At 47.5% G+C, this 23,155-nt stretch carries 23 protein-coding genes; 20 read left to right on the top strand and 3 right to left on the bottom strand.

Annotated features, from left to right (window positions below):
• The first annotated feature begins 203 nt into the window (after positions 1-203).
• The 6 genes from nadA (at position 204) to B4E62_RS18670 (ending at position 5,479) form a co-directional block, all read left to right on the top strand.
• Positions 204-1,259 carry a quinolinate synthase NadA gene (nadA, locus tag B4E62_RS18645; RefSeq protein ID WP_310075904.1) on the top strand — a complete coding sequence of 352 codons (1,056 nt, stop codon included), beginning with the start codon at positions 204-206 and terminating at the stop codon, positions 1,257-1,259.
• A gap of 137 nt (positions 1,260-1,396) precedes the next feature.
• Positions 1,397-2,269 (top strand): 4-hydroxy-tetrahydrodipicolinate synthase, encoded by an 873-nt coding sequence (dapA, locus tag B4E62_RS18650; protein ID WP_310075902.1) that lies wholly within the window; start codon positions 1,397-1,399, stop codon positions 2,267-2,269.
• Positions 2,270-2,306: 37 nt separating this feature from the next.
• Positions 2,307-3,521 (top strand): outer membrane protein assembly factor BamC, encoded by a 1,215-nt coding sequence (bamC, locus tag B4E62_RS18655; protein ID WP_310075899.1) that lies wholly within the window; start codon positions 2,307-2,309, stop codon positions 3,519-3,521.
• Complete coding sequence (locus tag B4E62_RS18660) at positions 3,521-4,291, top strand: MBL fold metallo-hydrolase (RefSeq protein ID WP_310075897.1); 771 nt, start codon at positions 3,521-3,523, stop codon at positions 4,289-4,291. The genes bamC and B4E62_RS18660 overlap by 1 nt, the downstream gene beginning before the upstream one ends.
• Before the next feature lie 64 nt (positions 4,292-4,355).
• Positions 4,356-5,066 (top strand): phosphoribosylaminoimidazolesuccinocarboxamide synthase, encoded by a 711-nt coding sequence (gene purC, locus B4E62_RS18665; RefSeq protein ID WP_310075894.1) that lies wholly within the window; start codon positions 4,356-4,358, stop codon positions 5,064-5,066.
• 137 nt (positions 5,067-5,203) lie between these two features.
• Positions 5,204-5,479 carry a PilZ domain-containing protein gene (locus B4E62_RS18670; RefSeq protein ID WP_310075891.1) on the top strand — a complete coding sequence of 92 codons (276 nt, stop codon included), beginning with the start codon at positions 5,204-5,206 and terminating at the stop codon, positions 5,477-5,479.
• Positions 5,480-5,503: 24 nt separating this feature from the next.
• Here B4E62_RS18670 and B4E62_RS18675 read toward each other — a convergent pair whose 3' ends face one another.
• A complete protein-coding gene (locus B4E62_RS18675; RefSeq protein ID WP_331353126.1) occupies positions 5,504-6,025 on the bottom strand; it encodes a leucine-rich repeat domain-containing protein in 522 nt (173 codons plus the stop codon).
• Between the two features lie 194 nt (positions 6,026-6,219).
• Here B4E62_RS18675 and B4E62_RS18680 point away from each other — a divergent pair, with 194 nt between their 5' ends.
• The 5 genes from B4E62_RS18680 (at position 6,220) to B4E62_RS18700 (ending at position 10,745) form a co-directional block, all read left to right on the top strand.
• A complete protein-coding gene (locus B4E62_RS18680) occupies positions 6,220-6,873 on the top strand; it encodes an OmpA family protein (RefSeq protein WP_310075884.1) in 654 nt (217 codons plus the stop codon).
• Positions 6,874-7,067: 194 nt separating this feature from the next.
• Complete coding sequence (locus B4E62_RS18685; protein WP_310075882.1) at positions 7,068-7,487, top strand: BlaI/MecI/CopY family transcriptional regulator; 420 nt, start codon at positions 7,068-7,070, stop codon at positions 7,485-7,487.
• A 16-nt stretch (positions 7,488-7,503) separates the two neighbouring features.
• Positions 7,504-9,093: a TonB family protein gene (locus B4E62_RS18690; RefSeq protein ID WP_331353127.1), complete on the top strand. Its 1,590-nt coding sequence runs from the start codon at positions 7,504-7,506 to the stop codon at positions 9,091-9,093.
• A gap of 104 nt (positions 9,094-9,197) precedes the next feature.
• On the top strand, positions 9,198-9,851 hold the full coding sequence (locus B4E62_RS18695) for a TonB family protein (RefSeq protein ID WP_331353128.1): 654 nt from the start codon (positions 9,198-9,200) through the stop codon (positions 9,849-9,851).
• A 75-nt stretch (positions 9,852-9,926) separates the two neighbouring features.
• Positions 9,927-10,745, top strand: a complete 819-nt coding sequence (locus B4E62_RS18700; RefSeq protein WP_331353129.1) for a class I SAM-dependent methyltransferase — start codon at positions 9,927-9,929, stop codon at positions 10,743-10,745.
• On the opposite strand, the gene B4E62_RS18705 is transcribed toward B4E62_RS18700, so the two are convergent.
• A complete protein-coding gene (locus B4E62_RS18705) occupies positions 10,722-11,960 on the bottom strand; it encodes an MFS transporter (RefSeq protein ID WP_331353130.1) in 1,239 nt (412 codons plus the stop codon). The two genes, B4E62_RS18700 and B4E62_RS18705, sit on opposite strands and share 24 nt — an antisense overlap.
• Before the next feature lie 195 nt (positions 11,961-12,155).
• Here B4E62_RS18705 and B4E62_RS18710 point away from each other — a divergent pair, with 195 nt between their 5' ends.
• From B4E62_RS18710 to B4E62_RS18720, 3 genes are all read left to right on the top strand, one after another.
• Positions 12,156-13,355, top strand: coding sequence for an ROK family transcriptional regulator (locus B4E62_RS18710; protein ID WP_331353131.1), 1,200 nt, complete (start codon positions 12,156-12,158; stop codon positions 13,353-13,355).
• A 36-nt stretch (positions 13,356-13,391) separates the two neighbouring features.
• Positions 13,392-14,369: a family 43 glycosylhydrolase gene (locus B4E62_RS18715; protein ID WP_331353132.1), complete on the top strand. Its 978-nt coding sequence runs from the start codon at positions 13,392-13,394 to the stop codon at positions 14,367-14,369.
• A gap of 351 nt (positions 14,370-14,720) precedes the next feature.
• A complete protein-coding gene (locus B4E62_RS18720) occupies positions 14,721-15,650 on the top strand; it encodes an ROK family protein (RefSeq protein ID WP_331353133.1) in 930 nt (309 codons plus the stop codon).
• An 84-nt stretch (positions 15,651-15,734) separates the two neighbouring features.
• On the opposite strand, the gene hemN is transcribed toward B4E62_RS18720, so the two are convergent.
• Positions 15,735-17,138, bottom strand: a complete 1,404-nt coding sequence (hemN, locus tag B4E62_RS18725) for an oxygen-independent coproporphyrinogen III oxidase (protein ID WP_331353134.1) — start codon at positions 17,136-17,138, stop codon at positions 15,735-15,737.
• A 109-nt stretch (positions 17,139-17,247) separates the two neighbouring features.
• On the opposite strand from hemN, the gene B4E62_RS18730 reads away from it, so the two are divergent.
• From B4E62_RS18730 to B4E62_RS18755, 6 genes are all read left to right on the top strand, one after another.
• Positions 17,248-17,871 carry a 2OG-Fe(II) oxygenase gene (locus B4E62_RS18730; RefSeq protein ID WP_331353135.1) on the top strand — a complete coding sequence of 208 codons (624 nt, stop codon included), beginning with the start codon at positions 17,248-17,250 and terminating at the stop codon, positions 17,869-17,871.
• A gap of 315 nt (positions 17,872-18,186) precedes the next feature.
• Positions 18,187-19,632 carry a circularly permuted type 2 ATP-grasp protein gene (locus B4E62_RS18735; RefSeq protein ID WP_310075980.1) on the top strand — a complete coding sequence of 482 codons (1,446 nt, stop codon included), beginning with the start codon at positions 18,187-18,189 and terminating at the stop codon, positions 19,630-19,632.
• Between the two features lie 3 nt (positions 19,633-19,635).
• A complete protein-coding gene (locus B4E62_RS18740; RefSeq protein WP_331353136.1) occupies positions 19,636-20,610 on the top strand; it encodes an alpha-E domain-containing protein in 975 nt (324 codons plus the stop codon).
• A 133-nt stretch (positions 20,611-20,743) separates the two neighbouring features.
• On the top strand, positions 20,744-21,403 hold the full coding sequence (locus B4E62_RS18745; protein WP_331353137.1) for a hypothetical protein: 660 nt from the start codon (positions 20,744-20,746) through the stop codon (positions 21,401-21,403).
• 8 nt (positions 21,404-21,411) lie between these two features.
• Complete coding sequence (locus tag B4E62_RS18750) at positions 21,412-22,398, top strand: hypothetical protein (RefSeq protein WP_331353138.1); 987 nt, start codon at positions 21,412-21,414, stop codon at positions 22,396-22,398.
• Entirely contained in the window at positions 22,395-23,153 is a 759-nt protein-coding gene (locus B4E62_RS18755; protein WP_331353139.1) for a hypothetical protein, read from the top strand. The genes B4E62_RS18750 and B4E62_RS18755 overlap by 4 nt, the downstream gene beginning before the upstream one ends.
• Positions 23,154-23,155: the final 2 nt, after the last annotated feature.

Genomic DNA, 23,155 nt, shown 5'->3' on the forward strand with positions numbered 1-23,155 from the left:
TTCGAATCCAGCACGACCCACCATTTTTTGAAGTAAAAATCTAAAAGGGCGCTTAGCAAAGCGCCCTTTTTTATTGGGCGAAAAGCGAGTCGGTTGGTTACTGTGCGCTGATATTTAACCGCCAATCAATCTGCTGCTCTGTGATAAAATTGCACGCAAATTTACTGCCCGTTAATGCGGGTAAGCTTAAGTGAGGCGATTACATGTCTGAGTTTTTGAATCTGGCCGTGCGCGATGTCGCCGCTGAAGATCTGGTAAAACAACATCTCGCCCGTGTGTGGAGTGCGCCCCAGTACACACCTGAGCAAGAAGCTGCCTATAAACTCCGCATCAAAGCTCTGCTTAAGCAACACAATGCTGTGTTGGTCGCCCATTACTACACCGACCCGTTAATTCAGGCTCTCGCCGAGGAGACTGGCGGTTGTGTATCCGATTCGCTGGAGATGGCGCGTTTTGGTAAGAATCATTCGGCTGATACTTTGATCGTTGCCGGCGTGAAGTTTATGGGTGAGACCGCCAAAATCCTCACACCGGAAAAGCGTGTACTTATGCCCACGTTGGAGGCGACTTGTTCGCTCGACCTTGGCTGCCCTATCGATGAGTTCTCTGCCTTTTGCGACCAGCATCCCGACCGCACTGTAGTTGTCTATGCCAATACCTCTGCCGCCGTAAAAGCGCGTGCCGATTGGGTGGTGACTTCGAGTATTGCGTTGGATGTAGTGGATTATCTGGATCGCCAAGGTAAAAAAATCCTCTGGGCGCCGGACAAACACCTCGGCGCTTATGTGCAGCAAAAAACCGGTGCCGATGTTCTGTTGTGGGATGGTGCCTGTATCGTTCACGAAGAATTCAAAGCCAAAGGTGTTGAGGATCTCAAAATCCTGTATCCCGATGCTGCAGTGTTGGTTCACCCTGAATCGCCCAAAGCAGTGGTGGATCTGGCTGATGTAGTTGGCTCGACATCGCAATTGATTAAAGCGGCACAAACCCTGCCTAACCGCGAATTTATTGTTGCGACTGACCAAGGCATTTTCTACAAAATGCAGCAGCTTAATCCCGATAAGGTTTTCCATATCGCACCTACTGCTGGCAGCGGTGCAAGCTGCCGCTCCTGCGCCAATTGCCCTTGGATGGCAATGAATGTATTAGACAATCTGGCGACGGTGTTTGAGCGCAGCGACAATGAAATCCATGTTGATCCAGAGCTCGGAAGGTTGGCGATGATTCCGCTGCAGCGCATGCTGGATTTTAAAAAATAAGGTTTCACTCTCTCTCTTGATGGTGTTTTGCTTGTTTCGTCTGGCCCCACTCAGTACCATGGCGCCTTTCGTTATTTCGTCACCCTGATTCCCTAACTTTTTTCGCTACTTTATTTCGCTAGCTAACGGAGCTCCCGATGATTCAAGGCAGTATGGTTGCCCTGGTAACCCCGATGAATGCAGACAATTCCCTTGATTGGGCGAGCCTGCATAAATTGGTGGACTGGCATCTGGAGCAGGGTACCCACGCGATAGTAGCAGTAGGCACGACTGGCGAGTCGGCGACGCTGAATGTGAACGAGCATCTAGCAGTTATTAAAAAAATAGTTGATCAAGTGAACGGTCGCATCCCTGTGATCGCCGGTACTGGCGCTAACTCCACATCTGAAGCTGTCGAGCTAACCCAAGCCGCTAAGGATGCGGGAGTTGATGCCTGTTTGTTGGTAACACCTTACTACAACAAGCCAACGCAAGAGGGGCTGTTCCTGCATCACGCCCATATCGCGCAAGCGGTTGCCATTCCGCAGTTTCTCTACAATGTACCCGGCCGCACCGGTGTGGATATGAAACCGGAAACGGCGCTGCGCTTGGCCAAATTACCCAATATCATCGGCATTAAAGAAGCGACTGGCGACCTTGATCGCGCCAAATTATTGATCGAACAGGCTCCCTCCGGTTTTGCGATTATCTCGGGCGACGATGCAACGGCGGTCGATTTAATTCTTTTAGGTGGCAAAGGGGATATTTCTGTCACGGCGAATGTCGTACCTGCGGCCATCGCGCGTATGTGTGAATTGGCCTTGGCCGGTAATGCTAAAGAAGCGCGCGCGATTAATGATCGTTTGCTGCCTTTGCATACGGCCATGTTTGTTGAGTCCAACCCGATTCCTGTTAAATGGGCGGTTGAACAATTGGGTTTGATCCAATCGGGTATTCGCCTGCCGCTGACACGTCTGTCAGAGCAGTATCACCAACAGGTTAAAACAGCCATGCAGGCTGCCGGGATTTAAGCTAATCCCTGCTTGCAGGTTGTCGACGAGATGATTCATGAGTTCAATTAAAGCAATGACCATAACAACAACTTCTCTATTGTCGATCAAGCGCCCGCTTTTGGCGTTAATGGTTGCCAGCTTGACGGTTTCCCTTTCTGGCTGCGGCATGTTTTTTGGCGATGAGGGTGTATTCCGCAATCGCGCAGGCGATTACGTTAAGGCCGACAATATTCCCCCGTTGGTATTACCGGCGGGTAAAAAATCGGAAACCATGGGCGAGCTTTATCCTATCCCGCCGATTACCGCGACTGACTTTGGTTACGACCCAACCGCCGATGATTATGAAATTCCGCGCCCTATGCCTTTGTCGGCAAATCTGGAGCAGGAAAATGTCAAGATCCAGCGCGTTGGCAGTGAGAGCTGGATTCTATTGAATGCAGCGCCGGGTGAAGTCTGGCCGCGTATCCGCAACTTCCTCAATGTGAATACCCTGGCGGTAAGCAAAGCTGATATCGGCAAGGGCATCATCGAAACCAGCTGGTTGCAATTCAAAACGGATTTAACAACCTACGATCGCTATCGCCTGCAGATCGACCAAGGTGTGCAACCGGAAACCACTGAAATTCATATTACCCACATGAGTGTTCCCGTTGCGGAAAAGCCAGCACCTGATATGGGCTGGCCGCGACGCTCGGTGAATGCCGAGCGTGAAAAGTGGATGCTCGACGAGTTGGCGGCAACGCTGGCGAGTGAAACGGCTGAGGGTGGTACTTCTCTGTTGGCCCAGGCAATTGGTGGCGCGGTAAAAGCCAATTTGGGGGTATCCCGCAGCGAGCCGATCATGACAATCAAGCTGGATCGCCAGCGGGCATTTGCGACCCTGACATACGCCGCCAAGCGCGATGGTTTTACGACGTTTGATGCAGATGCCGATGCTGGCCTTTTCTACGTGCACTACATAGATCCTGAAGAAGCCAAGCCGGGTTGGTTCAAACGTACTTTCCGTATAGGTTTGAATCCCAAGCCGCCAACATCACCTTATACTCTGGCGCAAGTCAAAACCAATATGTTGACAGGTGATGCGTTTGAAAAAGCGCCGCGCTCGGATCGTGATGAAGAAAAAGTATTGCCTGATGCGCCCGGTTACCTGATTGTCGTGACGGGTACTGAGGGTAACTTTGTTGTGCGTGTTCGCGATCCTTATGGCAAGCGTTTAACCCCACACGAAGCGCGTGAGTTACTGACTATATTGCGGAGAAATCTGATCTAGTGCTGGCTCCGTTGCGCTTTGCATCACTCGGTAGCGGTAGCCGCGGCAACTCTACCTTGGTGGAGTGGAGCGCTGGTACCCTTCTGATTGATTGTGGATTTAGTGTCAAGGAAGCCAACCAGCGGCTTGAGCGCTTGGGCAAGCGCGCTGAAGATCTGATGGCCATACTGGTCACCCATGAGCATGCAGATCACATCAAAGGAGTTGCCACTCTGGCCAGACGCTATGATCTGCCGGTGTACATGACCCCGGGTACCTATCACAGCCGCAATCTGGGTGAATTGCCGGATCTGCGCTTGATAGAAGCCTATACTCCGTTTGTGTTGAATGATTTGCACGTTACACCAGTGGCAGTACCCCATGACGCGCGTGAGCCAACCCAGTTTGTGTTTGAATTTGCGGGGTTACGGTTGGGGATATTGACTGATCTGGGTAGCATCACCGCCCATGTTGAGGCCCATTACCAAGATCTTGATGCCATGGTGCTGGAGGCAAACCACGATCCGGCAATGCTCGCATCAGGCTCCTATCCCCCTTCGTTGAAGCAGCGGGTAGGAGGGTTGTGGGGGCATTTGAGCAACCAACAGGCGGCAGGATTTTTACAGCGCCTTAACTGCGCAAGGTTGCAGCATTTAGTAGTGGCGCATATCAGCCAACAAAATAATTCTCTGGAGTTGGCACAAGCTGCTTTGGCACCCGTCACGGCGGAGGTCAAGCAGGTGACTTTTGCGTGTCAAAACCAGGGATTTGACTGGTTGTCGGTTTCTTAAATACCGTTTTTTACTTTCTGTTTTTTTATTTTTCAATACATACTTTTGAATAGCAGGCCTATCAATGGAAAAGCGCGAACAACTCTACGCTGGCAAAGCCAAATCCATCTACAAAACTGATGACCCTGATCATGTAATTATGTTATTCCGCAATGATACATCCGCTTTTGACGGCAAGCGTATCGAGCAACTTGATCGCAAAGGCATGGTAAACAACAAATTCAATGCGTTCATCATGACCAAATTGCAGGAAGCAGGCATCCCCACACACTTTGTGAAGTTGCTGTCGGACACCGAAGTATTGGTAAAAACCATGCAGATGATTCCCGTTGAGTGCGTAGTGCGCAACCTTGCAGCTGGTTCACTAGTGCGTCGCCTGGGTGTGCAGGAAGGCATTGAATTGAATCCACCCACCTTTGAACTCTTCTTGAAAAACGATGCGCTTGGCGATCCGATGGTCAATGAATCGCACGTGCAATCGTTCGGTTGGGCAACGCCCGAGCAGTTGGCGCGCATGAAAGAATTGACCTTCAAAATCAATGCGATACTTAAGGATTTGTTTGCCTCAGGCAATATGTTGCTGGTGGATTTCAAAGTGGAATTTGGTCTGCATAAAGGCGAAGTGATTCTTGGGGACGAGTTCTCACCAGATGGATGCCGTTTGTGGGATAAAGACACCCGTGAGAAATTGGATAAAGACCGTTTCCGTCAAAACCTCGGCAATGTTGTTGAGTCTTACGAAATGGTCGGTCAGCGCCTCGGGTTAACTTTCTAATAAAGTGCCCTGCGCAGGCAGAGAGGGGCTTAGGCCCCTTTTTTATTGCAGGTGAATTTTAACAATTAGTATCTATACTCAAGCAATACATCTCTGGCAGAGCCAAAAATGGCTACTAAAATCATGGGGAATCTATAGTGAACGAACGCCGCGTGTTTGAGCGCACCTCCACCTCGGTGCGTGTTGAAATGTCCCACCCGAGTTTCGGTACGATTATCGGTTTTGCCCGGGATATTTCTGACGGTGGTGCACAGGTGCAAATTGAAAATCAGGTATGCCCACCTGTAGGCACAGAAGTTTCAGTCAAATTTAAAAAAGCAGTAGGCGCGATTAATGCAGAGCCTGTGCGTATGCGAGTGGTGCACCAGTTGCGTAACACTATTGGGTTAATGTTTGTGCGGGGCGCGGTGTAATCAGCGCCCCGAGGTTAATTCACGTTAGTTGATGCACTGTTCTGGTGATATAAAATCCAGTTTTTGATTGTTCAGGTTTTGTTGCAATTGTTTTAAATCTTTACATGTCATCAGCGGGTTCTTGGCAAGATGCAATTGTGTCAGGTGCAACAAGTGTAAAAGTGGTGCAGGATTTTTAATGGTATTATTTGTCAGCACCAATCTTTCCAAGCGTCCTAATTGCTCGATTTCGCTAATATCCGCTATTTGATTGTCCGCCAAATTAAGTTCTTTTAACGCAAAAAATTTATCCAATCCAGCAAGGGATTTAATACCTGCATTACTGCAGTTCAGCCGTGTTAAATCCTCCGCGCTGGTAATATGCAAATCGTAAATAGTTTGCTCCACGCAGTCGCGCAATTTTGCATCGGTGATTTGATAATCCTTAAATATCGATGGCGGCGTGTAGACAATATTTTCGTTGACGCTTACGGAATAATTTTTACACCCAGCAGTCAATAAACTGGTGACTAGCCCACAAAAAAGTAACAAAGATTTACTGTGCATATGGAGTTTCCCTAGGTTGGGGCGGAAAATCGTCTCGCATAATTCATGCGAATAATGCATTCACTGTAATCAGATATCTGTTCGGCAGCAATCATAGAATTCAGTATTTATTCAGTTCCGCTATTCAACAATCACCACACAACATGTTTATTTCTTTATCCCTCGTTTTTTTTGTTTTATTGGAGAGTCTTAGTATGAAATATATCCTCGCTATTTTGTTGTCATTTGCCATTGTTGGTTGTACCACAACCGATCCCTATACTGGCGAACAAAAAACCAGTAAGACCGCTAAAGGCGCAGGCATAGGCGCAATTGCGGGTGCCGTCCTAGGCGCAGCGACGGGCGACGATAAAAAAGATCGCCGCGACCGCGCATTAAAAGGTGCTGTACTGGGTGGTGTAATCGGCGGTGGCGCAGGTAACTATATGGACCGTCAAGAGGCCAAGTTGCGCCAGGAGTTGCAGGGCACTGGTGTGCAGGTGAGACGTGAAGGTAATAACCTGTATCTGGTGATGCCAGGTAATATCACTTTCAGCACGGGTAATGCCGACATCCGCTCAGATTTTTTCGATGTGCTAAATTCAGTTGCCAAGGTTTTGGCTGAGTTTAACCAAACCTCAATCAAAGTGAGTGGACATACTGACTCTACCGGCAGCGATTCTATCAACCAACCGCTCAGTGAGCGCCGCGCCGATAGTGTTGCTATGTACCTGCGCAGCCAGAAGGTTAGCAGTGCACGTATCCAGTCGTATGGTTACGGCTCGCGCTACCCGGTGGCCAGCAACGATACAGCGGCCGGGCGTGAAGCAAACCGTCGCGTAGAATTGGAGCTGGTGCCTAACGAATAAGTATTCTCGTGTTCACGAAAGCCGCTCGGTTTACCGCAGCGGCTTTTTTATTGAAAAAAATATTAAAAATCAAAGATTTGAGCTTATGTGCTATTTTTTAGCATTTAACGCTTGACGAAAGTGAGGCTGGTGCTAAATTATTAGCATGATGCTAAAAAAACAGCATTGAAGTAAATTTGATGTAGGTAAAGCGTATGACTTTGAATGATGTGGATAAAACTGCTGCTGCGCAACTCAGCCGACGTGAGCGGCAAATTATGGATGCCTTGTTTGAGGCTGGTGAGTTATCGGCTCAGGATGTGCGTGCCGCTATTCCCGATGCGCCTGGCTATTCAGCTGTGCGCGCCTTGCTTGCAAAATTGGTGGAAAAAAAGATCGTCGATTTTCGCGAAGACGGCCCGCGCTATATTTATTTTCCGGTAGTAGCACAGGAAGAGGCGCGAACTTCTGCACTGCAAAAAATGCTCAAAACATTTTTTGGCGGATCAACTGCTGCAGCAGTGAATGCATTATTGGGAATGAATAAAGAAAAGCTGAGTGCAGAAGAAATAAATCAGCTGCAGCAGGCAATCGATGAGGCAGCACAAGCTGACGCTTCAGCGAGACAGAAATAATAACAATCGAGGCGGTATGATGAGCGCGTCTATTTTTATCAGTGTGATTGTTACCGGTTTGCTCAAACCACTAATGATCTTGTTGGTGATGAGTGTGCTCTGGATATTGTTGCGTAAAAAATCAGCTGCTTTGCAACACTTCGTATTAAGTCTGGGGGTTGTCAGTATTCTATTGTTGCCATTCTGCGCGGGAGCATTGCCTCACATTGAATGGGCGAGATTTCCATCGCTGGCAAACATTATGCTGGTTCCCGTCAGTTGGTTTGAAGAAATTAACATCTGGTTACAGAATCATATCAACCAGAAAAACTTCCTGATGGTAGCTGGAATATATCTACTGGTTACTACGTGGCTATTATTTTATTTATTGCTTGGAATTATTGGGCTTGCATTGCAAACCTGTCGCGCACAGAAGGTGAGTTCACCCGGGTTAATCTCTCAGCTGGATGAATTGCGTGAATTGGTAGATGTCTCTCGCAAGATTGATCTTGTCAGTTCGCGCTCAGTGTCGTCACCGCAAACCTGGGGTTTATTGCGCCCGGTAATCATGCTGCCGCACGACGCATTGTTGTGGGATCAAGATAAGCAACTCAGTGTACTTATCCATGAGTTAGGCCATATCGCCCGTTGGGATTGGTTGACTACCTTATTAGTAAAAATTACCTGCGCCTGCTTTTGGTTTTTGCTGCCGCTGTGGTGGATGGCGCAAAAAATTTATCAGCAAGCAGAGTTGGCTTGCGATGATTACATTTATAAATTGCACAATAAACAAGTAACCTATGCGCAAAATTTGTTAGCAATTGCCAGTAGCGAAACGAGTCATAAACACGCAAATCAGGGTTTGCAAATGCGCGGTCAATCGCCAATTGGTCAGCGTATTATGGCGATATTGGACCAACAGCGCCCGCATCAATCTGTACCAATGGAAGCGGCACAATACTGGTTAATCTGCGGTGGATTTTTATTGGTGTTAGTTGCGGGTGTGCAATTGATGCCGTTGCAGCAACAATGGCGCAGTCAAAAAATCCAGTTTTTACACATCGAATTCCCTCAGCCAAATACGCCCTCGCCAGCTCAAAGTGCGCCGCGTACCGAACAATTCAGTTGGGAATTATTACAACAATTAAAACCAGCCGCTTATACACAGCCATCGCACATTGATTTACCCGTGGGTGTTGAAGCTCTGAGTATACAGGTTAACAAACCGACCGCCGTTGAGCTCAAACAACTAGCGGTGCTACAAGACACAAACAATTTCCTTAATGAAAACACACAACTGGTTCCCGATATTCGTGTTGAAGGTTTTTTACCGATTGAAATGGCAACACCTGAATATCCCGCTGCCGCTTTGCATAAGGGCATAGAAGGATGGGTACAAGTGGAATTTACGATAGATACCAATGGCGCCATCATACAGCCGACCATTATTGGCCATTCGCCCTCGCGCATATTTGATCGAGCAGTGTTAACTGCGTTAAAAAAATCGCGCTACCGCCCACAATTATTAAATGGTGAACCGGTAGTTGTGCAAGGCGTCACTGAATTATTCCGCTTCACTCTCTCCACCAATCCACAAGAAGTTGTCATCGATAAACACCGACGATAAATCTCGTCTCTCTCTAAGTTTCACGCGTTAAATCCCTGTTGTAAATGACCCTCTACCGGGCGGGGCCCCTTATTGCCTGGAAAATGTTATTTGAGGAATTCGCTATGAATAAATTAATCGTTTCCGATAAAAACAATTATGTCGATACCAATGGCGGGTCACCTGCCGTGCGCACGATGAGTGCGATTCCCGCGGCATTATTAATGACCATATCATTGCTCTATGCGATGCATTATTTAATACACAATGACTATCCGGTCTTAGACGATGATCCCGTTGCGCCAATTCCTCAATTTATTATGGATACACCACCACCCATAGTGACAAGAGAAGATGAGCCGCCCGCTCGCCCGGTAGAACAACAATCACCTCCACCGGTAAATCGGTTTGATCCGCCGGAAGTGAGTATTGATGGTGATGGTATGCATTTTGGTGGCCCCGTTGATATTGTCAAACCGCCGATTAAAGGTGCTTTTGGCATGGGTGGCCAAATGGTTCCGTTTATTAAAATTGCACCGCAATATCCGGTTGCTGCAGCCAGTAAAGGTGTTGAAGGTTATGTGGATGTGATGTTTGATGTTACTGAATCAGGCGCTACCGATAACATTCGCATTATTGGCTACGTGCCTTCTGCTGTGTTTAATAAAAGTGTGATTAAAGCGGTGAAAGGTTGGAAATACAAACCCAATGAAGTTGATGGTGTTGCGGTGAGAACCGTTGATGTGAAAGACCGCATTCGCTTCACCATGGAAAAATAAAACCAGATAACAAAAGATTGCTAGCACTGGGTAACGAATAGATAATGCTACATCTATTTTTGCCCAGTATTTTTTATGCCCGATATTCTTGCTGTTCTTTGTAATGATCCGGAGCGCTTTGCACAAGCAGAGCAGCTTGCTGCCCGTTTACAATTGCCTTTGTTAAACGATCAGGCTCCGGAAACTGTTGTCGATTATGGCTTTGTGGTGATGTTTTCCCCGGCTGATATTGCATTGCAACAAACCGGGCGTAAAGCACCAGGGCCGATTTTGGTCGAATTTACTGAGGGCGCTGTAGATCACAGGCGTAAGTTCGGTGGTGGCAAAGGTCAGATGATTGCCAAGGCGGTTGGTGTTAAGGCCGGTGTTTATCCGCGAGTATTGGATGCGACGGCAGGCATGGGCAAAGACAGTTTTGTGCTCGCAACCCTGGGTTGTCAGCTCACCATGATTGAGCGTTCGCCGCTTGTGCATCTGTTATTGCAAGATGGTTTGCTGCGCGCGCAAATTTTTGCTCGCGAACAAGATGCTGAATTGCTTCAAGTGATTCAGCGGATGCAATTGCGCTCGCAGGATAGTCGCACTTATTTGGAATCGCTCACCGCAGAAGAGTTTCCCGATGTTATTTATCTGGACCCTATGTTTCCCGAGCGACAAAAAACGGCTGATGTCAAAAAAGAAATGGCAGCCTTCCATTCAATTGTTGGTAAAGATGAAGATGCCGACGCGCTCTTGCCTCTGGCGCTTGCGCATGTCCATTATCGCGTGGTTGTTAAGCGTCCTCGCAAAGCGCCCTTCCTCAATGGTCAAGTTCCCTCTTATCAGCTGGAAGGTAAGTCCAGCCGGTTTGATATTTACACGGTAAAGAAATTACCTGACCATCTCGTCAGTTGATGATAGCTGTGTGCGGTTCAATCTTGCTTCTGCGGGTTTGTAGAGCAAGTTGTAACAGAGTGCGATACACAGTAATGCTGCAAATCCAGTTGCCAAATAAAAGCCATATTTGACATGACCTAAAAGATCGCCAGTGAACCCCATCAATAATGGGCCAAGCGCTGCGGCAACGGCAGTAAAAAATAAAATAACGCCAGCGACAGAACCGTGTTCATGTTTATCAAAGCAGCTGATGCCTTTTGAATTGAGTGTTGGATAAATCATTGACATAAACAAGCCGGACAAGGGAAACAGAAACACCGCCAGTTCGGGTCCTCCGATTGCGCTGCCAAGAAAACATAAAAAAATCGCGCCACTAAAGATGGCCATCACTAATGACCATTCACAGTGCAATAAAATCCAGGCGCCGAGAAAACGCCCGCCCGCCCGCAAAACAAAAAAAATGGTGAGCGCATAAGTAGCGAGCCATTGCCAGTCGCCGCTATAGTCTTTTAAGAAGGTCGGCATCCAAACATAAATAGCAACTTCGGTGGCAACATAGAGCGCGATCATGAGTGAGAAGCCCGTCGCGTAGGGGTTGCGCAGCATAGTCAGTGTGCGTCGTACATTAATTTTTTGGCTAGATGCATTAACCTGAGTGTGCGGATACTGCACGCGACCCGCAATCAACATCAGCAACACACAAACGCCGCCAGCAACCAAATACAAATAGGTCCAGGACACTTGCGCCGCTAATAAATAGGCAACGAGTGCAGGGCCGATAATTGCGCCCACTCCAAAAAAACCTTCCACGGTATTCATAGTGCGTGTGTGTTCGTGGGTGTTTGCCGAAATATCGCCAATCAATGCCAACGCACCGGTTTTAAAAATCCCTATCGCACATCCCGATATCAACAATAGCGCGACGAAAAATTCAAATTGCTTGCCGAATGAAAACAAAAAACAAGCAACAGCAAAAATTCCAAGGCCAATCAGAATTGTGTATTTACGCCCGAGTTTGTCCGCGAGAAAACCAAATGCGATACCACTAAATGCGATGGCGATCATAGGGGCGTAGTGAAAAGCGCTGGCCTGCGTGAGGCTCAGCCCGAAATCTTTAATGATTTCCGGAATGATGACGCCGACCGCGTCGGTGGTCATGGCAAACATGGTGAACATTAAAAAGGTCAACCAACGGATCAGCCGCAGATTGTGAGTCTCGTGCACATTGGACATGGTGCTGCCCTCGGGGGAAATTGTTGTTATGAAACCCGTTAGTACCGGCAGATCCCTATTTCATTTTGGCGCTCAAATGATTAGGATCACGAAAACCGGTTGACTTATTTATTCACAGTGGTTTAATTAAGTCAACTGTCGAGCTGCAATTTACGCCTCCCGCTGCGGTTGTGTGGGGCAAAATCAGAGGGTTTCATGAGTAAAGGTAGTAATTCCAGTGGATTGCGTCGCTATAACGAGCGGGTGCTCATCAGCGAGCTGCGCCGCCTTGGCTTGGCCTCCAAATTTGAGCTGGCCAAGCTTGCCAACCTCACGCCTCAGGCAGTGACACGTATTATTGACGACCTGGAGCAGGCCGATTTGGTTGTGCAGCGTGGCAAAGTGCAACGTGGGTTAGGCCAGCCGTCCACAATGTATGCGTTAAATCCTAAAGGCGCATTTTCAATTGGCGTTAATGCTGGGCGCAACGATATCCAAATTTTGCTGATGGATTTTTGCGGCAATGTAATGAGTAAAGTCGCCCACGAATTTACGTTACCTGATCCGGATTTTTTGATCGATAAAGTGGTTCAGGGCGTGAATTATTTGCAGGGTAGTTTAGCGCCGGAGTTACAGCCGCGTATTGTGGGTGTAGGTTTGGCGATGCCCTGGTTTATGGGCGCTTGGCAGCGCGAGTTAAATATGGATGATGAGCTCGCCCAGCGGTGGAATGCATTTAATCCGCGCGAACAATTGATAGGGAAAATTCATCTCCCGGTATTTGTGGAGAATGATTGCTCTGCCGCTGCTGCGGCAGAATTAAAATTAGGTTGTGGGAATAGCATCAATAATTTTTTGTATATTTTTATCGGCACTTTTGTAGGTGGCGGTGTGATTTTGCATGGCGAACTTGAATCCGGCGTACATGGCAACGCAGGCGCTCTGGCGTCCATGCCGGTAACTTCGTCGTCGCTGGATACGGTGCCACTGGTTACGGGGCCCTTTGAAACTCTTGCTAATCGTGTATCGATTTATGCATTGCGCCGCCATCTGAATGCGCGCGGATTTCCGATTAATAATATCTCCCAGTTGCCGTCGCTGTTGCCCGCTGCACAGGCTGCATTGGATGAGTGGATTGAGGATGCGGTTGATGCTTTCTCGTTTGTTATCTTTTCTGCCACCGGCGTGTTGGATTTGGAGGCGATTGTTCTGGATGCGAATTTACCGCGCGATCTGGTGCAGGTTCTGGTGGATAAGTTGGCAGAGCGAGTCAATTTATTAACACCCACCGGTGTGCTGGCGCCGCAGGTGTTAATCGGAAGTATCGGGCAGGATGCGCGCGCCATTGGTGGTGCGATATTGCCGTTTTACGCGAACTTTTCGCCTGATAAAAATGTGATGTTATCCGGCGATTAAATTTTTACGTTAACCCGTGAGGGGATTTGAGGCTCTATGCTGCAGTTAACTGACAAGTGGGTATGGGATTTTTGGTTTGCAGTTGATGGTGATGACTACCATTTGTTTTATCTGCAAGCGAATAAATCGCTGGGTAATCCGGATTTGCGCCATTGGAATGTGTCGGTTGGGCACGCTTGTTCCCGTGATTTAAAAAACTGGACAATTCTGCCTGATGCTATAGCACCTACGAGTGGCGATGATAATGCAGCTGATTCTTTCACTACCTGGACGGGGAGTGTTATTCGCCATGGCGACGAGTGGTTGATGTTTTACACTGGCACCAAGCGCGCTGAAAAAGGTTTGGTGCAGCGTGTCTGCCTGGCGCGCTCTGCCGATTTAATTCATTGGATAAAACACGATAAGAATCCCATCGTGGAATTGGATGAACGCTGGTATGACGGATTAAAACTGGAGTATTGGCACGATGCTTCCTGGCGTGATCCCTGGATAATTGTCGATAAAAATTCGGCGGGCGATCCGCTCTACCATATGCTGGTAACCTGCCGTGTCAATCGCGGTGAACCGGATGGGCGCGGTGCGATCGGCTACGCAAGTTCCGCCAATTTAATTGATTGGCAAGTGGGCGATGCCTTTTTAGCGCCCGGTTGGTTTGGTGAAATGGAGGTACCGCAAATACAAAAAATCGGTGAGCGCTATTATTTATTTTGCTCTGTCTCCACCCGATTCCACTCGGCCGCGCACAAAGCGCAGCAAGGTGTTGTGCCGCAAACCGGCGTTAAATATTTTTCATCTGCACAACCCATGGGGCCGTATGACGTCATTGGAAATGGGTTCCTCACTCGCCCTGAACAGGATGGCCTTTATGCTGGCCGTATTATTCAAGGGCCGGACGCCAACTGGTACTTCATGGCGTTTCTGGGTAACGATGATCAGGGCGTGTTTCAGGGAGTAATTATCGACCCCATTCCTGTCCGTCAGGCTGATGATGGCAGTTTGTCCCTCGCAGATTAACGCTCCTCACTGTTCTCCCGCGTAGCAGAATCACCGTCGAAAAGCTCCCGAGAGGGGCTTTTTGCTGCTTTACGCACTTTGTGACCACTCTTCTTAATCCTAAAAGATCTATGGAGCCACAATAGGATGAAAAAAAGATCAATTAATTTTCTTGATATTATTAATTCACAGTGATTTAATTAATTGAGCCTGAGCGATTAGATAACAAAACAATTAATCACTAGCATCGGAAAGACATTGCGTTCTACGTTCTAGCAGTGCTTATCGCCGGGGAATTTTCCCGGCTCTTTTTATTTTTTGATTAACTCATCTGCCCCTGATGATTTGGGGGTAGTTGCTGGTGGAATTTTTATGCAAAGCCCATCCAACGCCAATGTAATTGCTGCACTTGAAGCGGGCGGGACAAAATTCAATTGCGCATTGCTTGATACTGAACTCAATCTGATTGCGCAGGCAGCATTTGAGACTACAACACCTGCACACACTCTTGCCGCTGTGCGCGATTTTTTTTGTCAGAGTGTTGCGGCGCACGATGTGCAGTTGGTTGCGATGGGTATCGCAAGTTTTGGTCCGGTCGATTTGATGGCAGATTCTCCGACTTATGGATACATCACCAATACGCCCAAACCTGATTGGTCAAACACCGATATTTGCGGCTATTTTGCGCGCGAATTAAATGTTCCCATTACTTTTGATACCGATGTTAATGGTGCGGCCTGGGGTGAAAAAGTAGCGGGCTCGGCACGCGACCTGAGCGATTTTATTTATGTCACCGTGGGCACGGGAATCGGTGCGGGCATAGTAGTTAACAACGAGCTGGTGCATGGCATAAGACATCCAGAAGTGGGTCACATGTTGATGCCGCGTGATCAGCTAATGGATAACTATGCGGGTTGCTGTCCGTTTCATTTGGGCTGTCTTGAAGGCTTGGCATCCGGAAAATCGATTGAATCGCGCTGGGGAGTATCCGGAAAATTTTTGAAAACGGATCATCCTGCCTGGCTGTTAGAGGCGCAATATCTCGCGCTGATGTGTGCCAATCTGACGCAGTTATTGGCACCACAAAAAATTATTTTGGGTGGCGGTGTGATGGAGCAGCCGCAATTGTTGCAGATGATCCGCGAATACTTTTTGGTGTGCCTCAATGGCTATGGTCCCGCTGTCGTTCTGGAGCAAACTGAGAGCTACATAGTGAAAACTAACTTGAATGGTATGGCCGCTATTTTGGGCATTGCAGAGCTAGCATTGTCGCAACGCGCAGAAGAGTCTTCTGGCAGATAAGATTTCAACGGGTTGTTATTTTTCCGCAAGCATCTGGCAAAAACTCGCCAGATTTTCGCCCGCCGGGTTCCGGCGGGCTTTTTTTCAAATGATTTTAGAGTAACGGATCTGATTACCGCTCTGCACTGGCCTTTGCAAATATTCATCAAACACCATACACACACGGCGAATTAATAAGCGTCCTTTGTTGTGCACGCGAATACCGCTGTCATCAACTGTGATTAAACCATCCTCAATCATGGGGGCAAGCTGCGCAATTTCTGTGGCGAAATAGTCTCTGGGGTTGATGGAAAATGCCTGCTCCAGTTCGGCAAAATCTAACCGTAAGTGGCAAATCAAACTGTTGATAACAAAACGCCGCAGCTGATCCTCGTCATTCAAGGTAAAACCGCGTGCGATAGGCAGTAAACCCAAATCCAATTTTTGTTGATAGGCATTGAGGTCTTTCGCATTTTGAACGTAGATATTGTCAATCATGCTGATGGAGGAAACGCCCACTGCAATTAGATCGCAGTCTTTATGAGTAGAATAGCCCTGGAAATTGCGCTGTAATTTTCTTGCTTGCTGTGCGCGCACCAGTTCATCTTCCGGTTTGGCAAAGTGATCCATGCCGATGTAGATATAGCCCGCCGCTTCCAACGTTTGAATCGCAAAGTGTAAAATATCCAATTTTTCAGCTGCGCTGGGTAGTTCCTTATCGCTGATAAGCATTTGGCTTTTAAAAAGATGGGGCATATGCGCGTAATTAAAAAGCGACAAGCGATCCGGATTTAAATCGATAATTTTTGTCAGTGTCTCTTTAATACTGGAAAGGGTTTGCAGTGGCAGGCCGTAAATGAAATCCATGCTCACCGATTGATAATGTTGCGCGCGCAACCCTTGCATTAATTCGCTAACTTGCTCAAATGTGTTGTAGCGATTTACCGCTTTCTGCACGCGTGGATCAAAATCCTGCACGCCCATGCTCACGCGATTAAAACCCAAGTCACGCAAATGCTTCATTGTATCTATGCTGACCCGCCCCGGGTGAATTTCAATCGAAAACTCACCCTCGGAATCATCAGCCAAGCGAAATAGTCGGCGCGTCGCATGCATTAGCAGCGACATTTCGTCATCGCTAATAAACGTGGGCGTGCCACCACCCCAATGCAATTGTTTTACCTGACGGCGGTTGTCAAATACATCCGCATAGAGCGAAAGTTCCTGAATCATGCGGTGGATGTAAGGTAGTGAACGGCTTTTGTTGTTGGTCACAATTTTGTTGCAGCCGCAGTAATAACAAAGGCTGTCGCAAAACGGAATGTGAAAATAGAGTGACAAAGGGCGCTGCGCTTGATTGCTGCGGGTGATTGCATGGAGTAGCGTGGTCTCCGTAAACGACTCCTGAAATTGCGGGGCAGTAGGGTAGGATGTATAACGGGGTCCGGCCAAGTCATAGCGGTTGATCAGGTTATTATCCCATTCAATCTGTTGTGTGAATGCTGACATAGGCGGGCTTCCTCTTGGCGTGTCTGCCTATGGTAAAAATTTGCGCGCCGCGCTGAATTGATGTGGATCAAGCCTATAATGGCGGCTCGTTGATAGCCTGTGGTTTTTTATGATGGACACAACAAGCGCATATCCTTCAGAACTCCTGCTGGATCAAATAGCAGACGCTCTTACGGGGCCGGGTTTTATGGTTCTCGATCAGCCGCTGCCCGCATCCCTGATTCAAGGCTTGATTGAACATTTGCGCGCACAGCAAGCGGCACTGGCGCCGGCTGGCGTTGGGCGTCAGGGCGATTACCAGCGCAATCTGGATATTCGCGGCGACGCTATTCAATGGCTCGAGCCGGGCGATCTTGCTGTCACAGAATTTTTATCATGGATGGATAAACTGAGGTTGGGGATCAACCAGCGGTTATTTCTCGGACTGTTTGATTACGAGAGCCACTATGCTGTTTATGCCCCGGGTGCCTTTTACCAAAAACACCGCGACGCCTTCAGAGGGCAGCCGGGGCGCAAACTTTCCACCGTTTTATATTTGAACCCCGATTGGGATTTAATGGCTGGCGGCGAATTGGTGCTCTATGATGAAGCGGGTGAGAATGAATTGATTCGTCTTGCACCACAATGTGGCAGGTTGGTGATTTTTTTGAGTGAGGATTTCCCACACGAAGTGTTGCCCGCCAAACAGTTCCGGCAGAGCATCGCAGGGTGGTTTCGCATCAAGGCCCTGTAGATAGTCTGCGAAATTGTCATAACTCTCTTTTATCTGAGGAAAATGCCTTCACGGTGGCGGTCTGTATCACCATAACAGTACCCGCCAGCGCTTGAGGGAGCCAATACACATGGCGTTCGCCTGTGAGCGTTGTTGCCGGCAAAAGAATCGCGGCTGTTGGCAACGAATTTGCAAGTAGTTGGATGTAGCTTGCTGAAATTCTTCTGGGACGGGAGAAATGGAAACCAGGGATGCGTTTTCAGCAGGCGCTATAACAATGCTAAGAATGCATATCAAAGTGAGGCCGCGATGCTGAAGGAAGTCACCATGAGTGAAATGAAAATAGATTGGCAGAATTATCATTCTGGCCACTTCTACGATGAATTGATCAGCGCGCCAGGCCAACCCCGCCCAGAAACACGACACCTCGCCCAATATCTCGCCTCTTTGTCCGGGCAGGAACTTCAAGACCGAAAACTCTCTGCAGAATTAGCCATTAAAACCATGGGCATCTCGTTCACGGTTTACAGCGACGCAGGCAACATTGATCGTGAATGGCCGTTCGATATTATTCCGCGCATTATTCCGCAGCGTGAGTGGCAAAAAACCGAGCGCGGTTTAATCCAGCGTTTAACGGCACTGAATTTATTTATTAACGATATTTACAACGACCGCAAAATTATCAAAGACAAAGTTGTGCCCGCGTACTTATTCGAAGACTCAGTGAATTTCCGCAAAGAATGCATTGGCATGAAACCGGCCTACGGTGTTTGGTCGCATATTTGCGGCAGCGATTTAATTCGCGATGACAAAGGCGAATTTTTTGTGCTGGAAGATAATTTGCGTGTACCTTCAGGTGTTTCCTACATGCTGGAAAACCGTAAAGTGACCAAGCGTGTATTCCCTGAATTATTTGAAAACCACAACATTGTCCCGGTCACCGATTACCCCAACCAATTGTTTGATACGCTCGCATCATTATCACCACGCAAAGCGGATCGCCCTGAAATAGTCGTGCTTACTCCCGGTATTTATAACTCTGCGTATTTCGAGCATTCCTATCTCGCGCAACAAATGGGTGTGGAATTGGTTGAGGGTAGTGATTTGGTAGTGGACAGCGATGACTGCGTGTATATGCGCAGCATTGATGGATTAAAGCGTGTTGATGTTATTTATCGCCGCATCGACGATTTATTTTTGGACCCGGATATGTTTAATCCGGATTCAGTACTCGGTGTGCGCGGCTTGATGCGCGCCTGGTTAAAAGGAAACGTCGCACTCGCCAACGCGCCGGGTGCCGGTGTGGCCGATGACAAAGTGATTTATACCTTTGTACCGGCAATGATCAAATACTATTTAGGTGAAGAGCCAATCCTGCCGAATGTGCCGAGTTATTTGTGTGTGGATAAAAAGCAGTGCGACTATGTACTCGCTAATCTCGACAAACTTGTCGTAAAACCAGCCAACGAATCCGGTGGCTACGGCATGATTATCGGCCCGCAAGCGAGCAAAAAAGAATTGGACGAATTTGCGCTGCGCATTAAAGCTGATCCGCGTAATTACATGGCGCAGCCGTTAATTTCGTTATCGACCGCACCAATTCTCACTAACGGTAATGCCGAGCCGCGCCATATTGATTTGCGTCCTTTTGTGTTGCAGGGTAAAGATCACTGCGTAACACCCGGTGGGTTGACGCGTGTTGCTATGCGCAAAGGTTCCTATGTGGTGAATTCATCGCAAGGTGGTGGTAGTAAAGATACCTGGATTGTGGTGGAGGACTAAAGCATGTTGTCACGCGTAGCTGAACGAATTTATTGGTTAGGTCGCTATATGGAGCGCAGTGAAAATATTGCGCGCCTTGTGAATGTGAACTCAAATTTATTGTTGGATCTGCCCGCCGGTGTGCGTGTCGGTTGGGGTTCGCTGATCGATATCAGCGGTACCGGCAGTTACTTTGAGCGCGATACTCAACTCGCCGACGAAAAAACCGTTGTTAACTTTATTCTGGCGGACAAAAAGAATCCGGCATCCTTAATTAACTCACTCAGTTTTGCGCGCGAAAATTCCCGCATCACCCGTGAGACCATGCCGATGGAAGCCTGGGAATTAATTAACGATTTGTATCACTACATCCGCGACCGCGCCGACAAAGTCACCTCGCGCCGCGACCGTAGCATTATTTTGCTCCACGTGATCAGCAGTGTGCAGCAGTTTACCGGTTTGCTTGCTGGTTGTATGAGCCACAATAACGCCTACGATTTAATTCGTATTGGCCGCAATCTTGAACGTGCCGATATGAGTACGCGCATTGTGGATGCGGGCTTGGTCAATCTTTTGCCGCACTTATCGGCGGGCGGTACAGAAGTATTGGAACCCTACGACAATATTTTGTGGATGAGCGTACTGCGCTCGTTGAGTGCTTACCAAATGTATCGCCAACATGTGCGCGACCGTGTCAACGCCAATGCAGTAGTGACTTTCTTATTGCAAAACGAAGATTTCCCTCGCGCCGTTGCACACTGCTTAAAACAATTGGAGCAGTGCTTGTGGGCATTGCCAAACAGCGAAAAAGTGTTGGCTTCTATCGTCAATATTCAGCACAAATTGGATGAGGCGGATCTGGATGAGTTATTAAAGTCCGGCCTGCATGAATATATCGATGAGCTGCAGCTGGAAATCGGCAACCTGCATTTCAAAATCGCCGAAACCTGGTTCCTGCCCGTAGTCATGGCGCAATCCCAGGAGCAAAAGTCTGCATAAACTCTTTATTGATTTGTCTTGCATGTTGTCTCTCTGAGACCTCTGACCCGCCCAGCGGGTCTTTTTTTGTCCTAAGGATGCCTATGATAATCCGGCGAATAATCCTGATTTAGCTTATGACGTAAACGAGTGGGTGGATGGTTTAACCTGGCTGGCTTCAAACGTTATAGGGTTGCCCGGTGCAAAAGGAACCAATACTTCCAATAGTATCTACGTAAATGGAAATCAGCATGGCAATAATATTCATCATGAATTTGGTCGCACCCATCATTTCTGGCCTTCGCTTGATGCTCTTTATAATGACTTAAAGTCAGCTCCAGTCCGAATCTCTGTAATGGGCAAGTTTCACAATTACAAAGAGGGCGATTTTATAAAGTACAATGATGGAAAACTTGGCGAAGCGGTGATGTTAGATGTGCTTGAAGGGACTACAGGGAAAAAATTTACGCCAATGCAAAATCTCAGTGGCCATGGCCCAGATGGTGTATATATTGATAAATCCACTAATCCAGCCACAATTTTTTTAGCTGAAGCCAAATCATCCATCAATGGCGCAGATGCAGCGAAAGCGCCCACAGGCTCTGCAACGGCAAGATTGGATAAATGGATTGCTGATTATGAGGCGGGTAAATATGCAAATGCGGGCTCGGAAGCTCTTGATACATTTCAAGAGTTGAAAACGTTACGCCAAGACCTAACTGCTCCAGTTAAAGGCATTTGGATTCAGGTTGAGGTTCCTAAATTGGATTCTTCTGGCGTTCAGCAGCTTAATGCGATTGTTAATGTATGGTAAATGACCTTATGAACTACAACGAAGTGGCACCAAGGTTTCGATCAAGACGGGCTTATATAAACGAGTGGCAGAAAGAGGCCGCTAACATTGCTTCTAGAGGAGAACACTCTAGACATGAAATGCTTATTAAGCAATTAATTTCAAAAGGTGGGACGCTTTATGACGTTCTAGGTATAGTTGGTAGATTGTATACTTTGACGTTGGCTGATTTGCGGTATCAGTTTGCAGTCAGTTTGTCTGATGAAAAATTGAAGACGGAGGAAATTCATCTCGCGTTGATGAAATATTTTTTATCTGCTCAAGTGAGTTTTTTCAATTTTGAACGGCAAGGGTTCATATCTCAGAGTGGTGAAGATAATCGAATGCGACCAACCACTATTTTTTTCTCAGGTCAATTGGTCGCTTTTGTAGCGGTATTTGCTAACCAAAATTTTTTTCATAACTGTGTAAAATTTGTTTTAGATCAGTTTGATATTGGTGCGGTCAGCGGCACTGAAAAGCCGCTCGCCCCTCTGTTTATGATCCGGCTTGCTGAAAAATTTATCGGAATATCACCGCGAGATTGGGAGGTTGAAAATAAGCCATGGTCAGTTAATTTATTTACCGAAGAACCTTTATTTGCTGAATTGTGGCAACACTGGGATACGGAAGATATGGAGCTGATTCATTCTCTACTTATTCAGCTTGCCAACCGCCATACCTTCACTGCAAGCCGCAACAATAAAGACGGTAGTAGGGATTTTGCGGCTCACGCCGAACAGTATCCAATCGATTTACATTTTATTATGCGCTTGCGCGAGTGGCGTGGGCTTGCCAATCCGGAAATAAAACACCGGTTAACAGAACCGCCATTTGATAGGCTTCCCGAACCTATCGAAACAATTGAGCTTCCAGATGAACTCCATCAAGTTATGAAAAAAACGCGTGAGGTAATTCCGGATTTTGATGCAGTGATTAATGCTGCGAAAACTCGTGATTGGCAAATGTTGCTGTGAAAATATTGGCCACATTTAAAGTAATTTCTTTACTGGTGTTTTTTCTATCACTAATCGCCTGCACCCCAACCCAACGCCCCCTAAAAAACGGCCAAGGTTACGTGGTAGTTCCCGCAGGCGAAAATCACTACCGCATCGAGTATTACCTCAAACACGCAAAACTCGCCGAAACCTACTGGAACACCACCGCCGGGCATTTATGCCCCGGTGGGTTTCAGGTTTTGTATAACAAAAAACAAGTCCTGAATTTTGATATGTATGTGCCCATCGCAGGCAATAACGTCAATATCGGGCGGCAGGAATTTATTCAGTATGGTGAAGTGGCGTGTGATGGTGAACCATCAAATGCAATTGTGCTTACCGAAAGCAAATGGCGTGAATTTAATGCGGAAACAAAATCGATAAAGCCGGTGAGTGACCGTTGGTTAACAGAAACGTTACAGCTTTACGTCAGCCATTTGGCTGATTTGCCCAAAGCAAACTCCGTTGCTGCGCTTACAAAAATATGGGGCAAACCCCGGCAGCAATCGGGGCAGAATAATGAATTGCTGTCAGTGTGGGTAAAAGGTGGTGATAGTTGGTTCCCCAACCAGATTGGATTGCTCGAACAAGATCAACAATTAAAACTCATTATTGTGTTGCCCGGTGTGAGTGGTTATTTGGCGGGGTTGATTGAAAAATCATCCCTGCAAGGTAAAAATCTGGAGTCGTTGATTACAACGGGTATTTTGCCTGCGTATTTTTACCGGCCGTGATG

The organism is Cellvibrio sp. UBA7671 (assembly GCA_002483145.1).
Classification (GTDB): Bacteria; Pseudomonadota; Gammaproteobacteria; order Pseudomonadales; family Cellvibrionaceae; genus Cellvibrio; species Cellvibrio fibrivorans.

What these genes read in the sequence shown, in the direction of transcription:
- nadA (WP_310075904.1), top strand. Translation starts at nt 204, where the DNA reads ATGTCTGAGTTTTTGAATCTGGCCGTGCGCGATGTCGCCGCTGAAGAT.
- dapA (WP_310075902.1), top strand. Translation starts at nt 1,397, where the DNA reads ATGATTCAAGGCAGTATGGTTGCCCTGGTAACCCCGATGAATGCAGAC.
- bamC (WP_310075899.1), top strand. Translation starts at nt 2,307, where the DNA reads ATGAGTTCAATTAAAGCAATGACCATAACAACAACTTCTCTATTGTCG.
- purC (WP_310075894.1), top strand. Translation starts at nt 4,356, where the DNA reads ATGGAAAAGCGCGAACAACTCTACGCTGGCAAAGCCAAATCCATCTAC.
- B4E62_RS18675 (WP_331353126.1), bottom strand. Translation starts at nt 6,025, where the DNA reads ATGCACAGTAAATCTTTGTTACTTTTTTGTGGGCTAGTCACCAGTTTA.
- B4E62_RS18680 (WP_310075884.1), top strand. Translation starts at nt 6,220, where the DNA reads ATGAAATATATCCTCGCTATTTTGTTGTCATTTGCCATTGTTGGTTGT.
- B4E62_RS18685 (WP_310075882.1), top strand. Translation starts at nt 7,068, where the DNA reads ATGACTTTGAATGATGTGGATAAAACTGCTGCTGCGCAACTCAGCCGA.
- B4E62_RS18690 (WP_331353127.1), top strand. Translation starts at nt 7,504, where the DNA reads ATGATGAGCGCGTCTATTTTTATCAGTGTGATTGTTACCGGTTTGCTC.
- B4E62_RS18695 (WP_331353128.1), top strand. Translation starts at nt 9,198, where the DNA reads ATGAATAAATTAATCGTTTCCGATAAAAACAATTATGTCGATACCAAT.
- B4E62_RS18700 (WP_331353129.1), top strand. Translation starts at nt 9,927, where the DNA reads ATGCCCGATATTCTTGCTGTTCTTTGTAATGATCCGGAGCGCTTTGCA.
- B4E62_RS18705 (WP_331353130.1), bottom strand. Translation starts at nt 11,960, where the DNA reads ATGTCCAATGTGCACGAGACTCACAATCTGCGGCTGATCCGTTGGTTG.
- B4E62_RS18710 (WP_331353131.1), top strand. Translation starts at nt 12,156, where the DNA reads ATGAGTAAAGGTAGTAATTCCAGTGGATTGCGTCGCTATAACGAGCGG.
- B4E62_RS18715 (WP_331353132.1), top strand. Translation starts at nt 13,392, where the DNA reads ATGCTGCAGTTAACTGACAAGTGGGTATGGGATTTTTGGTTTGCAGTT.
- B4E62_RS18720 (WP_331353133.1), top strand. Translation starts at nt 14,721, where the DNA reads ATGCAAAGCCCATCCAACGCCAATGTAATTGCTGCACTTGAAGCGGGC.
- hemN (WP_331353134.1), bottom strand. Translation starts at nt 17,138, where the DNA reads ATGTCAGCATTCACACAACAGATTGAATGGGATAATAACCTGATCAAC.
- B4E62_RS18730 (WP_331353135.1), top strand. Translation starts at nt 17,248, where the DNA reads ATGATGGACACAACAAGCGCATATCCTTCAGAACTCCTGCTGGATCAA.
- B4E62_RS18735 (WP_310075980.1), top strand. Translation starts at nt 18,187, where the DNA reads ATGAAAATAGATTGGCAGAATTATCATTCTGGCCACTTCTACGATGAA.
- B4E62_RS18740 (WP_331353136.1), top strand. Translation starts at nt 19,636, where the DNA reads ATGTTGTCACGCGTAGCTGAACGAATTTATTGGTTAGGTCGCTATATG.
- B4E62_RS18750 (WP_331353138.1), top strand. Translation starts at nt 21,412, where the DNA reads ATGAACTACAACGAAGTGGCACCAAGGTTTCGATCAAGACGGGCTTAT.